The following is a 16,349-nucleotide window of genomic DNA, read 5'->3' as shown; positions in this document are numbered from 1 at the left end:
CAGATACCGCAAAGAAGTTTCTAAAATAATGATTCAATGAATTGACACAAAACAAAAAGCCCCATCGATCAATTGACCAATGGGGCTTTTCTGTTAAATCTAAATAATTATATTTTCTTAAACTCAGAAATTGTTGGAGATCCAAATAAATTTATTTCAAGTTTTAAATCTGTATCGGTTAAATCAAGAATTTTACTTGACAATTCGAATGATGCACCTTCAAAATCAGTTTTAATAACTAAAGTTTCGCCATCGTCTTCAATCTTATATTCTTCAGTAATCGTTGATTCAGCATCAGTCATTGTAACATTACAATACTCTTCTTTTCTTAATTTACAATTATCAAAAGTATAAGTCACTTCATCTTCAGCTTCTATAGCTTCTCCATCAACTTTTACTAGCTCCCATGAACCATCTAAAGTTTTAACGGCTTTTTGATCTTTATTACAAGCTGCAACGATTAAAATCAATGCAAATGGAAGGATTAAAAATAATTTATTTTTCATAAGTTTTGTTTTTTGCAAATTTACTTAAAATAAAAAGAACGAAAATTTAAATATTTGTTAAAAAATCTAAATCCTATTTCCTTCTATCTTTAAACATTGTCGTTCATACGATTTAAAAATTCATCAGCCATTTGCGAAAATCGCAAATCCCTTCGCAAGCGCGCTCTTTTCAATTCCTAAACCCTCTGATCATGATCTACTTTTACATCAAACAAAAAGATTATGAAAACTTTATTAATCGTTATTATAGGATTTATTTTTACAAATGGTTTCGCTCAAAACTCTATTGACTTGGCGAATGTATATTGGAGAACTTCACCAGCTAATAAAATAGAGAATTCTAAAGAGCAAATATTTATGAATATGGTAGCAATTGATTTTAAATTGCCAATTGTTTTAGACGATAAAAATATTTTAATTTTCGGGACAGAATACCAACAGACAACTTTGCAATCAACGAATAGAGAATTATATGCTGAAAATTTTAGTTCAACAGCTTTACAAATTGGATATGAACATAGATGGAATACAAAATCCAAAGTATTGTTAATGTCATTTACAAGACTTAATTCGGATTTCGGAAACTTCTCTATCAATCAATTACAACAAGGAGGTTTAGTTTTAGGAACAACAGCACGCACTTCAAATTTTGATTGGAAATATGGGATGTACTACAATGCCGAATTTTTCGGTCCAATGTTCGTTCCTTTATTCGGATTCAACTGGAAAATGAATGAGAAATGGAGATTAAAATTAGTGATTCCTTTAAATTTCGAATTGTCGTATAAGCCGAATACAACATTTATTACTGGACTTAGATTCGATGGGGTTAATGCATCATACCGAACAAAGCGGAATAATTATATTGACAAAGCAGACAATAATCTATGGTTTTTCGCTGAGAAAAACATCGGTAAAAACATATGGTTCCATGTAAAAGCTGGTTATTCAATATTGAGAAAATACAGAACCTATGAAGGTGATGAGCAAATGAATTTTAAAGTAGGACCAGTTAATTTCGGAGATCAAAGAACAGGTGCTACATCAAGATTTGAAAACGGATTGTCTTTAGAAGCTCGTTTCATTTATAGATTACCGTTGAAATAGGAGAAAGACGAAAAGATGTTAAATGATATATATTAGCGCGGAAACAATTACTTGAGCCCGTTAATGCTAAATAATCGTTTTGATTCGCATTGGAATAGGGATCATAAAAAATGGTGTGACTGAAAACAACCACACCATTATTTTATCAAATATAATATTGTCACTCACTTACTTTTACCAGTCTAAACACTGCAGTCTCTCGATCTGAAACGATATTTACAAAATAAACACCGACAGGTGCATCCAGATCAACAATAAATTGATTACTTGTAGTTTCAACATTTGCTAATACTTTACGTCCATTTACATCTGTCACATTTAATAAAACACCATTCAAGTTTTGCGTTCGTTCAATTATGAACTGTCCTTTCGTTGGATTAGGATATAAATTAAAACTATTCACCAATGTATTTTTGTCAATCCCTGCATTTACAACACTTTTACAATCAGAAGTATCACGGCAATCACCATTTGTAATGATTACGGCATAGCTCCCATTTTCATCCGCAATGAATTCTCTATCGTTTGCATCAATAATAATGTCAAAATCAGGACATGTTACCCATTGGTAAGAAACATCTTCTGCGTTAGCCGTCAAGATTGTTCCATCCTGGTTAACCGTCACATCTTGTTCGAACAGCGTTAAGTTTATTGTAATTACACTATCACAACCAACATGATTTGGAATAATATCTTCGATTGTGTATTCGCCCAATTCGGTATAAATTTCGTCTCCACTCGGAACAACATACGCGTTACATGTCTCAATTGTAATGGTACTTGAAGAGATCGGTAGAATTGTTAAATTAATTGTCAAAATACTATCACATCCTCTAAAGTTTCTAATTGTATCATTAACGACATAAGATCCTACTTCTGTATAAGTCACATCTCTACTCGGAACACTATAACTTCCACATTCTTCGACTGAAAACTCACTATAACTTGGACCAAAAATCGTTAAATTTATAGTTATCACACTGTCACAACCGAAAGTATTTACCAATGTATCCAATACATCATATGTCCCAATATCGGTGTAAGTTTCATCACCACTTGGAACAGTATAAGAAGCGCATCTTTCTCTTTCGACAGTACTCGTTGTTTCAGCCCCTTTAGTTAGGTGAATAAATAATATACTATCACAACCCTCTTCAGAAGCTAAAGTATCAGTCACAACATACCTTCCAACATCTGCATACGATTCATCACCACTCGGAACTGAGTATTCATCCTCACATGTACTCACAGAAATTATACTCGCTATAGCAGGACCACCTATTCCTGCTCCATCAACCCAATTCGAACTTTCACCAGTCAAGTCAAAAAATAAAAGGTCACCATCATTGCCATTCCCACTTGCATCTTCGGCAATCACAACACCAGCATTATCTGCTCCGCCCACACCTTCGTTCAGTTTATAATAAGCCATCAGACCTTCAGGAATCACACAGAATTCATTGTTCATCATTGCATTTATTTCCGCCTTTGACCTCACAATATTCCAAATACGCACCTCATCAATACTTCCATCAAAAGCACGATCAACGTCGGGATAATGCCAATTGCCGATTACTAGATTATTATCAGTACCGGCAATATCTACGGTAACATTTGAAGAATCAACAGGTATACCATTCACATACAATCGTAATTTCGCACCATCGTATGTCGCAGCAACATGTTGCCATTCACCCAAGACTAATGTGCCAGCATCTGTTGTCAACTCATTCCAAGCTCCTGAACCAATATTCACGTTCAATTTTCCATCGTCTCCACAACGAATCATATAGCCATGATTCACATCATCGTCCTCTTTTACTATGATTCCTCCACGCCACACTTCTGCTCTCCAAGCCCTAGGCTTTATCCACGCTTCAAGTGTTAGACTTGTCCCTGTAATTCCGACAGTAGCATCATTTCCACAATTAATACGATCATTGTCTCCATCTATATCGATTCCATTCTGTGCAAAAAGCACAGGGAAAGCCAACAAAAAGGAATAAAATAAAATAATTTTTTTCATAATTAATAAAGTTTGGTAGCTTAAAACTAACCATTTAAAACGATTTAGAAATTATTTTAACATAAATAAAGCAATATGAAATATTATAAACTTTATATCTGATGATTGACAGAAACGGATAGCTAATGCTAAATAATTTTATTCATTTTTTAGCATCAAATAAAACTAAAAATCTTATACTCCTTAAGGTTTCATTTCGCCATTTATGATTACATAAAAAACACGATTAGATTCATGGACCTTCCACAAACTATAATCATAAAAACTCAAGACTGGGAATTAGAAACTATACACTCTAAAAACTATGATCCATAAATTGCCGACCACACTTCTTTTGCTGGTCTTTCAACACCATCTTCATTTAAGAGACCAGTATCACGCCAAATCTTACCTAAATCTTTAATATCATCAGGAAAAGTTTCCCATAAAGCATCAAAATCGCGATGTGCCCACCAAATAATAAATTCATAATCATGATTATTAGCATTGACCAATAAAGTCTCTAGATACGCAGCCTGCTCTTCCGGATCACTTTCTATAGACAAACTTAAAGCAGCCACCTCCAAATCGTTCGCTATATGACACGTTTCTACAAAAGCGATTGGTTTAGCTGTGTGTTTATGCAGAAAGTCGAACGCCTTTTGAAAATCCTTTTGCTTACTCATCCCTATAAAAAATGGATAAAAACTAATAGCAGCAAAGTCCATTTGCGCGACCAAAGCATCCACCTGGGTAATATATCCTTCATGATCTGCTAGATTTGATTCATACCAATTATGTAACGTAACTGATTCAGCAATTTTTATATTTGGGTATAAACTTTTTATGCGGACCCTGACATTATTCATAAGCGCTCTAAAATCATCCCAGAGATCGGGAGAATTAAGCAATAAATCGTTCGATTCAATAGATGCGACTAAATAATCAGGACGAAACTGATCAATTAAATATATCAGATATGCCACATATGCATCTTCAATATGAACATCATTCATAGCGGAATAAGTGGGTGATTCATTATCCATCCCAACTTGAATATCATCCCTTGCCGAATTCAAAATACTAACGGATAAAAGCATATGCTTATCAATTGGTCGTCTTGCCGCTTTTCCTTCAATATTGGCTCTAAAGTCTTCCGGTAAAAATGTACCTGCAATCAGTTCATCCCAAGGAATTCTATCGTCGACATGTTCGGTATAAATATCTCCATTTGCGAAGATAAAATCGTAAGTATCATTTACTGCCTCCACTGTAGGTCCATAAGGCCAAGCTGTAAACCCCATTTTAAAGTTTCGCTCATCTATAACCTCCTCTGGACTATCCTTTTTACAAGCAGTCAACAATAAGACCATTGCAAATATTATGAAAACTTGTTTTCCTTTAAAATTCTCTATTATTATCATGATTTTTAACGATTTAGTCACAAAATACCATTTTCATCCTTAAAAAACAACTCAATTAGTAATTCCAACCTCTTTACACTGAAGTACTTTAATAAAAATTGAAGCGGCTTTAAGGTAGGAGAACTGATAAAAATCATGCTGAGAAATGATTTCCATAAAGTTGATCTATAAGAAATAACCTAACTTTATATTAAACTTTAAAGTAAGAAAAGATGAATGTAGTTTTAACAACAGATTTTTCATATGGCGCAAATAAAGCCATTCAATATATTATACAATTATTTGGGACTGAGCATGTAGAATATGATTTATTAAATGCTCTTGAAATAAAACGAGCAGGTGCTACTTTCAGTCGAGATTTTATTAGCGATGTAGATGATTATCATGAAGATGCTTTAAACGAATTGAAAGCATCTTTGATCAAAAAAAACCCAGGATTAGTCATAAATTCGAGTGCTTTACCGGGATCATTAGTTGCGGTAATTGATCGATTTACACAATTAAAAAAGATTGATGTTATCAGTTTGGGTGCGAATGGATCGAGCAATATATATGAAGAAGTATTAGGAAGTAGCACCAAAGAAATTATTGAATACAGTAAAATCCCAGTCCTTGTTGTACCTGTTGTTACACCAATAAAGAATCCAAAAAACATATTAATTGGCATTGATTCGAATATTGCCAAAACAAAAGATTCATTGCTGAAATTTATTCAAAACATCAATCTAAATGATGTAAAAATCACACTGATTAATATCCAACTCAAAAATCAACTTCCTGCAGAATTAATGGAAGCATTAAAATATGATTTACAAAATATTGATCAATCGTTACAAATCGATATTATCGAAAAAGCGAGTAATGAAGCAAGTATTGATAATCAAATATTAGAATTTGCAGAGCAAAATGATATGGATTTAATTATCACGAGTCCTCATAATCACTCACTTTTTCAACGCTTATTTATGAAAAGCACTACTAAAAACCTTGTAGAGAAAACACATTTGCCTTTGCTAGCATTAAAGGGGTAAGAAGATTAAAGATCCAACTTTTGTAACCAAATAAATCTCAAGCATTATAGCATTAACCAAAATCCTATTTATGCTTAGACGACTACTTTACAGTGGTTTAATATTTGTTTTACCACTACAATTATCCGCGCAAGCCCCTGTTAAAGAATTATCAAAGACAGCTGAAAAGCTAGAGAAAAAATTCTTGAAGAATGATATTTACGTAAAGATTCCGGCAGGCACTTTGACTAAAAACATAGAAGCAGGAGAAACTGAGCTGGTTGAAATCGATAACTATTTCATGTTAAATAGAGAGGTCACCAATATAGATTACCGCGAATTCCTTCATTATTATAAAGAACGAGACACTGCTAAATACAGTGCATACATGCCTGATTCGACAGTTTGGCGAACTAAAAACACATATATGGAGCCTATGGTGAACCTCTATTCCAATCATCCGGCTTATTACAATTATCCTGTTGTTGGCGTAACCTATAATCAGGCGAAAGCTTATTGTGCTTGGTTAACAGAAATAATCAATAATAATACTGACAAAATTTTCAAAAAAGTACTTTATCGATTACCAACCGAAGATGAGTGGATATATGCTGCCAATGGCGGAAAGGACAATTCGATTTTCCCTTGGGAAAGTGATTTTTTAACAACTGCAGACGGGGATTTCAAAGCCAATTGCATCACTTTCTCACCAGAAAATATTTACCGTGATACCTTATTCCAAAAAAATGAGTTTGGAGCATTTGAAGAAGTTTATATTTACCGCACACATCCAGGCGGATTCAATGGTGTGCGTGGCGTTTTAAACGATGCTTCAGATTTAACAGCACCAAGTAAAAGTTATTACCCTAATGGATTTGGTTTGTACAATATGGCAGGCAATGTCGCTGAAATGGTTGCAGAACCCGGAATTACGCATGGTGGTAGTTGGAAAGATCCGGGGTACTATTTACAAAACAGCATTTCACAATATTATACCGACGTGAATAAAGGCGCCAATAATATTGGTTTTAGATACATAATGGAAGTCATAGAATATTAACCCGCTTTGGACAGTCTATAAATCATTTAATACTACTTATGTTTGCAGTATAAACATCAAGAATGATTCGCATAGCAAAGCCCAAAAGTCAAGACATACAAGCTTTAACAGCGCTTGCAAAGAAAACCTTTATAGAATCGCACGGTCATAGCGCACCTGAAAGCGACATTAAAAACTACCTCAGCAACCACTATACAATTGCAAAATTTGAAGAGGAATTAGCTGATCTAAAAAACAATTATCACTTACTATTTATTAATGAGGAATTGGCTGGATTTTCTAAAATCATTTTCAATCAACCTATTGCTGCGGTGTCGGATGACAAAATCACAAAGTTAGAGCGAATCTATATTCTTGAAAAATTCCACGGGCAAAAACTAGGTCTTTCCTTATTCAATTTTAATTGCGAATTGGCAAAGGCGAATCAACAAAAAGGCATTTGGTTATTTACATGGATTGAAAATAAACGCGCCATTAATTTTTACGAAAAATTAGGATTCGTTGTTGTTGGCGACCATAATTTCAAAGTCTCCGAAACCCATTCAAATCCGAACTGGCAATATTATTTGGCTTTTTAACTGAGATCGACACTTAGCCCAAACGAAAACTCAACGGCATTGTAAAACGTACCCTTACAGTTTGACCTTTAGAAATACCTGGTTCCCAATTCGGCATTTTATTCACTACCCTTATCGCTTCCTTGTCAATAGACTCTGAAACACCTTTTATTACTTTGGCATCCGATATCTTTCCACTTCGTTGCACAACAAATTCCACATAAACCATTCCTTGTTCACCTGCTTCCCTTGCCTTTGATGGATATTGTACATTATCGCGGATAAAAGTAAACATCGCCCGTTCTCCTCCGGGATAAACAGGATCTTGAAATTCTATTCCATCAAATTCTTTTTCATTCCCAGCTTCATCCCACCAAGTTGATTGCGGTTCATTCTCTCCCTTATAAATATGATTAGCTGAACGATTGCCGTTTTCGTAATAATAAGTCCATTCACCCGAACGACTGCCATTGCTAAAACTACCTTCGTAAGCCAATTCACCATTCAAATGCCATCCTTTCCAAGCGCCATCTTCTTTACCTAAAAGAAATGAACCTGATTCAGTTTTGCGCTTGTTCTCCCATAGTTCATAAGAACCGTTCAATGTATCTTCCGAATAATTACAACGCTTAATTAAAGCGCCATAACTTTCCCAATATTCCCAAAGTCCATCTTTCAAACCTTTTGTATAACTGCCCTTCACAGTTACTTTCCCCCATTCGGGTTGCGTTTCCCAAACACCAACTTTATAGTTATTCTCATAATATCCTCTTGAAAACTCTCCTTGATACGAATCAAATTCAACAAAATAGCCATTTTTAATCTCCATTTTATCCGATAAATAAGTACCACTCAACAATATTTTCCCATCCATTTTTGATTTTTCCATCCAAAATGATCCGTCTGTGTGGCGAACTGTTCTAACCATCCGACTTGCTTTCCGCTTACTTGTTTTTTCGCCGTAATAATCGGTATACTTTACAGTCGTATCCGACTTGGCAGCTTGAACAAAATGAGGAATTAGCAGGATTAAAAAGAGTATAAGAAAATTTTTCATGGAGACAAAGATAGTTGGTATTCTTTCACTATCCAATTACATATAGAGCAACATAGAAATCGTAGGATTAAGAAGACTTTTTCAAAACACCCAAGCTCATTTGTTTATTCAACTCCATTAAACGATAGGTTTTGTTTTCATTAACCTCAAGGACTTCATCATAATAAGCAGCAACTCTATTGGCATGTACTTTTATATAATGATTAAAAATCACCCCATAACAAACTATGGCTGCAATAATGAGCATGATTAAGACATTGACAAACGTAAACTCCAATTGAATCAGTGTAAAAGTTAAAATCAAAAACAGTGCAGACAAGCTCACAAAAGTCAATGCTATTTTAACAGAGTTAAAACCACAGTTTCCTAATATATGATGAAGATGAGTCCGATCTGCTTGAAAAGGGGATTTTTTATGAGTAATACGTTTAAACATTACCCGCAACGTATCCAATACAGGCAATAAAAGAAGTGCTGCAATAATGAGTACGATAAACTCGGTATCCATTCCCATTGCTTTGAAAATAGATTTGCTTTGTACTATATGTAAAGATAAAAATGCAATTGTAAATCCTAAGAAAAGTGAACCTGTATCCCCCATGAATATCTTTGCATTTTTAAGGTTAAACTTCAAAAAAGCCAACACACCTCCCAACAATGACAAGACATACAACAATGTATTAAAGTCACTACCTATTGCTAATATCGCCACAAAGATGACCAAAACGAATACTGCAAAAGTTCCTGCTAAACCATCAACGCCATCTATTAGATTAAAAGCATTCGTAAAACCAATTATAAAAAAGAAAGTGATCATATAGTTGCCTATAAAACTAGCATCTGAAAACACTGGCACAACACCAATATAGTTGATGGTTAAGACCGCTGCGATGATTTGAAATAAAAATTTAGTCTTCGCAGTTAAGTCTTTTCTGTCATCAATAAATCCAATCATCAACAAAACTAAACTACACAAATAGGGAATTACAAGACTTGAATGTTGCATTAAAAAGTAGGCTCCAATCAATGACAACAAACCGAAAACAAGTCCTCCAGAAGATGGAATTGGAGCTATGTGATGCTTTCTAAAATCTGGAATATCCATAAGATTTCTAACTTTCAAAAAGGCGATATACTTAGGATAGAACCAAAAAGCCAGCAGCAATGAGGAGACTAATACTCCTGGAATTAACAAATAGATGACGTTCAAATTTTCCATGGTTACGAATTAGAGGATTCATAAAACAATTTTGATCTGTCGAGATGCGCATATCCTCTCTCTAACAATTCAGGATATTCGATAGGCATCTCATTTTGTAAATTCGGCTTCTCGTAGGCAAAATCAAAAGACTCTATAATACCAGCATACCTTTGACTAATGTGATGCCAAGTATAATTCACCATTGCAATTTTATATAATTTATCAGCGATTTCAGCATAAGCATCAGCTGAAGTATTTTGCATCAAATCAATCAGTTCCTTTTCATTTCTAAAAAACAGACCTTCTTGTTTCATTGTTGCTTTATTAAAAGAAACATTAAAAGCCAAGACTGGTAATTTCAGATACATGGCTTCCACCAACGAAGGATTTGTTCCTCCGGCACTGTGGCCATGCACATAAACATTACAATTCGAGCGCAACTGATCCAGTTCTTTTTGATTATAAATTGGATCTAACAAGTGGATATTCTTGTATTTTTCAAATAAATTTTTAAGATTTTTACCGTAATCACTATTCTTCCAATTGCCCACAATCACCAATTGCTTATGCGGTATTTTAGAAAAGGCATTTAAAATTAAATCCAGATTATTCTCCGGTTCAATTCGCGCCACTTTAAAAGCATAAGGTTCTTTGATAAAGGGATATTTCACATATTCCTTTTCCGTTAATTCTTGTCTCGATGTATGATCTGCACCATAAGCGATTAAATGACTTGCCGTTTTATAATTTTTTGCTGTATATACCTTAATAGATTCGTTGTCCGTTATGTCGGCATCCGAATATTTTACAGCGACTTTTTCAGACCATTTCAAAAACCACTTCGCAAACCTGCTCCATTTATTCCTTCTCCATTCTAGCCCATCAATATTCACAACAACTTTTTTCTTTGTAAACCATTTGATAAAAGGGACAAATAAACCTCCTGAAACACCTAAAATGACAATATAATCAGCATACAAAATCGCATGCGCCATCGACAATATATCATAAGGAATACTGGACACACCATTCGCATTCAAAGGAACATAATGCACGCGTGCTTTATTCCAATGCTTAACACGTTCTTCTTTGGCGTACAATTTTGTACTTGCATATACATGCATATCGTAAGTTTCGCCAAGATTTAACACCAAATGATGTGCTAAAGTCTCAAAACCACCATATCGAGCAGGAACACCTGTTGTTCCAATAATTGCGATTCGTTTTTTTGCGTTTTTCATGTCTGCGTTTTCATTCTTATTTACCAAAGTCTTGCCACAAATAAAAAAGCACTGATAAACAGCGCTCTAGACAACCTTATATAAAAACAAAAGTCTTAAACTGGGATGTAAATCCCAATTTGGGACGACTAACATTCAGGAATTGCATTCCGCCATCTACCATTAAAATGTTCGATTGTAAAGCGATTATTGAAAGCTTTTTTGGCTTGCTCACCAACATTAGGAATAAGCTCTTTATTATTGATTAGGGCACGAATAACTTCTGCAAATACAGTTGGATCATTTGCGGGTATTATAAATCCATTCTCACCATGTGAAATTGCTTCTTTTGCTCCACCAGTATCAGATGCGATTACAGTTTTTGCTGCAGACATTGCTTCCAAAACAGTGGTTGGAAAAGGATCCTTCATTAAAGAAGGAATTAAACAGATATCGGCTTTTTTCATTTCATCTTGAATATCGTTCATAAAACCATGCAGCACAATAGCATCTTTCAAACCATAAGCCTCAATTTTCGATAATAAATCACTTTTTAAATCTTCACGACCACTTAAAACATCACCTACAAAATTGAATGTAACCCCTTTCAATTCAGCTTTTGGAATTTGCTTTAGCGCTTCGAGTAGATACCATTGACCTTTTTCGGGTTTGATTCTGCCAAACAAATAAAAAGACAAATCTTCATTTGCTGATTTGTTTTTCTCTCCGGGCATGGCTGGAATTCCGTTATGAACGATACAGCTTTTCGCCTTTTGATGTTTAACCAATCGATTTAAATTATCACGCACCGCTTTAGAAACACTGATCACCGTATGACTGTATTTAAACACCATTTTGGCGGTTAGTTTTGCAATTATTTTTGGATCCTCTAGAATTTCATGAACGTGCGTAAAAACAGGCACCTTCAATCGACTTAAAGTTGGCAGCATTAATGAACAAGCCAATGTATTGACATAAACTTGCTGGAAATTATAGACTTTATTTTCTTGCTTTATAAGTTTCTTAAATACCCTATAAGACCTACCAAATCCTACCAAACCTTTTGGATTAAATATTCCACGACTTATGATTGGCAAGTCCTTTATAATTTTCACTTCAGCTGAAGGTAATTCTTCACGAATTAAATCGATCAAAGGACCGTGAGAAGGCAAATAAATTATAGGTTTAAAATTGACCATTGCTTTTAATGCAATGACAAGAATTCTGTCTGCACCATACAATTCAGTACTTGGATGGAATACCGCTAAGTTTTTCATAATTATTTTATTAATGCGTATGCTTTGCTGATCACATCAGCTTTTGATGACCATTGGAAATTTTTAGCTGCGTATTTTATCGCATTTTCAGCATGAGAATTGTACATCTCTTTATCTTCATAAAGCACTTTAATTGCGCGACTAAAATCGACAATTGACTGGTTGTATTTACCATAAGGAATTCTGATGGCACATGAATCGTCACACAATTCACCTGGACCATAATTATCAAAACAAACCACAGGCAATCCATAACTTAATGCTTCGGGAACCACCATGCCAGCACCTTCGTGCGAACCGAATAAAAAGACAGAGGCAGAACGATAAATCGCATCCATTTCTGATTTGTCTACCCATTTAATAATTTCAGTAACACTTTCAATACCTTCTTCACGAATTAATTGTTGCATTGTTGCTAGCTCCTCACCTTTACCCACTAATTTCAATTTAACATGATCGCGCTGGGCTGGCTTTAGCTGATGATAAAATTTTGCAAAACCCCTTATTGTCACATCAAAACCTTTCATATAAACAAATCGACCAATACTGAGTAGCGTAAATTCTTCCTTTTTGACCTCTTCCATTACTGGTACTTTCTCATTCGCCACAGCAGGTAGAACAATAATTTTATTTTGATTTGCACGAACCGCATCATTGATTCCAGAATTGATAACAAAGATTCTTTTAGCCGTCCATTTAGAGATATAATAAAAAGGATCAGCATTCCGCATCACAAATTTGACGGCATTATACATTCTATCTTTCATATAATTCTTCCGACTATAAACAGGTGCAATAAAATCCTTTGGCACTGGAGGGTGATGTCCGATTGGCCCCCAAAAAACAGGTTTTCCGAGCATCCATAAAAATTGAGGATGACTATCACTGTGAAAATTTACAGCATGCGACAAATCAGGTTTTATTCCTTTCATTTTAACAAATAACGGGAGGAACATTTGCCAGAGGTAGAAGTACAAAACATAACCTCTTTCACCTAATTTATGTTTCCAAAACATAGCCCATTTTGGCAAGTCGTAATAGTAAAACTGCATGTTCTTATGCAAGGGATCCGGTTGTTCTTTAAAAAACCGATCAATCTCTGGTTGATTGTTCTTCCGTGTGACTACAAAAACATTGTGTGACTTGGCCAATTCTAACGAAATATTCCACCCCGTGCCATCTTCAGAACCTTTAAAAGGATTTACTGCATAAGCCGTCAATAATACATTTTTACGTTTTGTCATGATTAGGCTGTTTTATTGATTGCTTTAAAAATTGTTCCTACGGTAACCGACTTTTTATCATTTTTAACTTGCATATAAATCTCATTCCGAGAAGATTTCAAGTCGACAAAAAGCGTATTGTACCGTTCGTTAAGCTGATTGATATCCGCTGCATTTAACTCTTGTTTTCTTTTTAAAATAGTTTCGGCATCATTGTAGAGGTAAAAATTAAAATCTGCTTTGTAAATTAGGCGGTATAAGTATTTCGTAAATCGTCGGTTCAATTGAATATTCGATCGTTTTGCGTCATTAATAAAATCGAAATAATATCGATCGTAAATCACCACTTTGCCTTTCAGTATATATTTAAAATAGACGTAAAATTGGCCCAATATATAATCGGTATAATAATAACTGAAGCGCAAGAAAGAAGACAATGTACTCTTATTCGTTCCTTTCCTAGGCAATTGCGTTCCCGCTCTTTCTTCAGCATTTTTTTTCCCTCCATATTTTGCAGCACTTAGAATTGGAAGAATACCCGGTCGGTGACGCAACAATACCACCTTTTTTCTATATTTCTGTTCGAACTGTTGTTTAACTTCAGAGATAATGGTTGTTTTACCTGCACCATCTACACCTGAAAAAGTGACCATAAAACCACGATTTGCGGTTATATCAATGCGTAAATCATTTAAATATTGTAGTTTTCTATAGAAACCCTTGAATATATTGCGGTTGAATTGATACATTAAAAATCGTTTTGTTTGAATTAGTTTTTCTGTACTAAAATCGAAAGTTTCAAAGATATTAGTTGCCCTGAGATCGTAATTATTTCTAAACATATCGAGATAGCCATTAATTGCGCCTTCTTGAAATAAAGCTTCAGCAAATATTTGTTGATATTTGAGCGGCATTGCTGTTTTATTTAGGGTGTAAAAATGTTGGGTATACGCCAAGTCATGCACAAGTGCAGGAAGTCTCACTCCATTGACTAAACGAGAGTGATAGAGAACAGATAAACAATTTAAATACCTTCTCCCTTTCCTAACAAAATCATGAATCAAATCAACACTTAAAAATGCACCATTGATAAAATGAATTTGAGCAGTGCTCATGAATGATTTCTTTACAATAACACATTTAGCCACTAGTTCATGACTTTTAACAAACTTCAAAACCGATTCAATTTCATCTTTGGCTATAGCAAAATCCAAATCTGAATTCAACGGCAAGTCACTAAATTGATTTAAAAAGTATTTTAAAGCCACATAATTTTTCGGTAATAAATCTGCTTGAAATTCGATAAGAAATTCTCTACGACAATCCGTTTCTAAATTTGGAAAATTAAAATTAGACAGTGCTTCTTGCCAACCATTTAACAGTTCGATATGGTCCAAACTTAAATTGCCTTGTTGGTCAAAAAGAATGATATTCTTTCCGATTACATCTAATAAATACAGCTGATGACAGCGTTCAATATTGACCTTGTGTTTAAATGTAAAATCTTTAATCTGTGGATGGTTGAACATGCGTTTAATTTCCTTTTCAACACCACGCAAACCATTTCTATTCACCAATAATTCTGATTGATAAATAAAATGGAACAAATCGTATAAAACCGGCGCATCAAACCTTGTCATTTCCCAATCAAACACTTGCAAAACATCTTCACCAACAGCTACATTCCACGGTGTAAAATCACCATGATTGATGGCAGTATAAACATATTGATGGCGGTAAATATTCGTTTTTAAAGCATTTAATTTTGCACTTAAATTGAATAAATTTTCAGACTTAATTCCCTTCAGTGTATACATTTGCTCAACCACATCTTCATAAAAATCAGTTTCACTTAATTTTTTATATTTCAAACTCACTTCAGTCAATTCTAAAACAGCTTCAATATGTTGTTCTGTTAGCGTTGAAGAATTAGTTTTATTCGAACGATCAATAGCTTTTTGGATTAAAATACCAGCTGATTGATTCATGTTTGTAATTGGAATATTCATTTGTTTCAAGTCCAGATTAGACAATCGTTTTAAATTAATTTTCTCTGCTTCAATACAATTGTATGTTTGAGTGGAATTGGCTAATTTTAAATAATTCGTTGCCACCCCTTTTGTACTCACTTGTACAACTGGTTTCCTGTGATGACCGGGTGTTCCTAAAAAGACAGCAAATGAATCATGCATTACATTTTCAGTCTGCTCAATAAAATAAGGCTTCACTGTACTTAATAATTGAAAAGACTTGCCCACCCAATTCACTTTATTCAATTTCAAAACCGTTTTAAGAAGACCCTTTTTAATTTTTGCTTTGAGTGATATGCTTGGTAAAAAATCTAAAACACGCATTGATCGATCACCTTTTTGAAAAATATAGCGCGCGTGACCATTCGGCGCCTGAATTAAATTCAATTGATACGATTTGTGAGGCGCACTGATCATCTTTTCACTAAAATCGATGATATGGTCAAAGTCAGATAATTCGAATTCCTTAAACCGCATCAATTCATCTCCAAAATTGAAAAGTATTTTAACATCTGAAATGGTTGTAGCGAACTGTTCATCCATATCCCATTCAATTTTCCCATAAGGATCGAAAGTATAGATATCTATTGGATCAATTGAAAGCAATTTTGCAATTGCAATTAAATCAGAATACTTTATAGCGCGTTTAAAATTAAGCATGGTCATCATTTT

13 protein-coding genes are annotated in these 16,349 nt (G+C 34.3%); 4 read left to right on the top strand and 9 right to left on the bottom strand.

The genetic code is table 11. From position 1 onward, the window contains the following. Window positions 1–107: 107 nt before the first annotated feature. Window positions 108–506, bottom strand: a complete 399-nt coding sequence (locus T367_RS0106105; RefSeq protein WP_027419043.1) for a hypothetical protein — start codon at window positions 504–506, stop codon at window positions 108–110. A 222-nt stretch (window positions 507–728) separates the two neighbouring features. Here T367_RS0106105 and T367_RS0106100 point away from each other — a divergent pair, with 222 nt between their 5' ends. Beyond that, complete coding sequence (locus T367_RS0106100) at window positions 729–1,613, top strand: DUF6268 family outer membrane beta-barrel protein (protein WP_027419042.1); 885 nt, start codon at window positions 729–731, stop codon at window positions 1,611–1,613. Window positions 1,614–1,773: 160 nt separating this feature from the next. Here T367_RS0106100 and T367_RS0106095 read toward each other — a convergent pair whose 3' ends face one another. Continuing rightward, the gene (locus T367_RS0106095) at window positions 1,774–3,639 is read right to left on the bottom strand and encodes a LamG-like jellyroll fold domain-containing protein (protein ID WP_027419041.1); all 1,866 of its coding nucleotides are present in this window, start codon (window positions 3,637–3,639) and stop codon (window positions 1,774–1,776) included. A gap of 302 nt (window positions 3,640–3,941) precedes the next feature. Then, window positions 3,942–5,042, bottom strand: a complete 1,101-nt coding sequence (locus T367_RS0106090; protein ID WP_051568393.1) for a glycosyl hydrolase 53 family protein — start codon at window positions 5,040–5,042, stop codon at window positions 3,942–3,944. Window positions 5,043–5,254: 212 nt separating this feature from the next. On the opposite strand from T367_RS0106090, the gene T367_RS0106085 reads away from it, so the two are divergent. The 3 genes from T367_RS0106085 (at window position 5,255) to T367_RS0106075 (ending at window position 7,690) form a co-directional block, all read left to right on the top strand. Beyond that, a complete protein-coding gene (locus tag T367_RS0106085) occupies window positions 5,255–6,073 on the top strand; it encodes a universal stress protein (protein WP_027419039.1) in 819 nt (272 codons plus the stop codon). A gap of 70 nt (window positions 6,074–6,143) precedes the next feature. Then, on the top strand, window positions 6,144–7,112 hold the full coding sequence (locus tag T367_RS0106080) for a formylglycine-generating enzyme family protein (RefSeq protein WP_027419038.1): 969 nt from the start codon (window positions 6,144–6,146) through the stop codon (window positions 7,110–7,112). Window positions 7,113–7,174: 62 nt separating this feature from the next. After that, complete coding sequence (locus tag T367_RS0106075) at window positions 7,175–7,690, top strand: GNAT family N-acetyltransferase (RefSeq protein WP_027419037.1); 516 nt, start codon at window positions 7,175–7,177, stop codon at window positions 7,688–7,690. A 13-nt stretch (window positions 7,691–7,703) separates the two neighbouring features. Here T367_RS0106075 and T367_RS23735 read toward each other — a convergent pair whose 3' ends face one another. From T367_RS23735 to T367_RS0106045, 6 genes are all read right to left on the bottom strand, one after another. After that, entirely contained in the window at window positions 7,704–8,726 is a 1,023-nt protein-coding gene (locus T367_RS23735) for an energy transducer TonB (RefSeq protein WP_051568392.1), read from the bottom strand. Between the two features lie 67 nt (window positions 8,727–8,793). Next, window positions 8,794–9,945, bottom strand: coding sequence for a glycosyltransferase family 4 protein (locus T367_RS0106065; protein ID WP_027419036.1), 1,152 nt, complete (start codon window positions 9,943–9,945; stop codon window positions 8,794–8,796). Between the two features lie 2 nt (window positions 9,946–9,947). Then, a complete protein-coding gene (locus tag T367_RS21585; protein ID WP_035842798.1) occupies window positions 9,948–11,168 on the bottom strand; it encodes a DUF1972 domain-containing protein in 1,221 nt (406 codons plus the stop codon). Window positions 11,169–11,296: 128 nt separating this feature from the next. Further along, entirely contained in the window at window positions 11,297–12,424 is a 1,128-nt protein-coding gene (locus tag T367_RS0106055) for a glycosyltransferase family 4 protein (protein ID WP_027419035.1), read from the bottom strand. A gap of 2 nt (window positions 12,425–12,426) precedes the next feature. Next, window positions 12,427–13,668, bottom strand: coding sequence for a glycosyltransferase family 4 protein (locus T367_RS0106050; protein ID WP_027419034.1), 1,242 nt, complete (start codon window positions 13,666–13,668; stop codon window positions 12,427–12,429). Window positions 13,669–13,670: 2 nt separating this feature from the next. Continuing rightward, window positions 13,671–16,337, bottom strand: coding sequence for a nucleoside/nucleotide kinase family protein (locus T367_RS0106045; protein ID WP_157454141.1), 2,667 nt, complete (start codon window positions 16,335–16,337; stop codon window positions 13,671–13,673). Window positions 16,338–16,349: the final 12 nt, after the last annotated feature.

This window comes from Crocinitomix catalasitica ATCC 23190, from assembly GCF_000621625.1.
Taxonomy (GTDB): Bacteria; Bacteroidota; Bacteroidia; order Flavobacteriales_D; family Crocinitomicaceae; genus Crocinitomix; species Crocinitomix catalasitica.
Note: the sequence above shows the minus strand (reverse complement) of the source record. Positions and strands in the feature narration are given on the sequence as shown.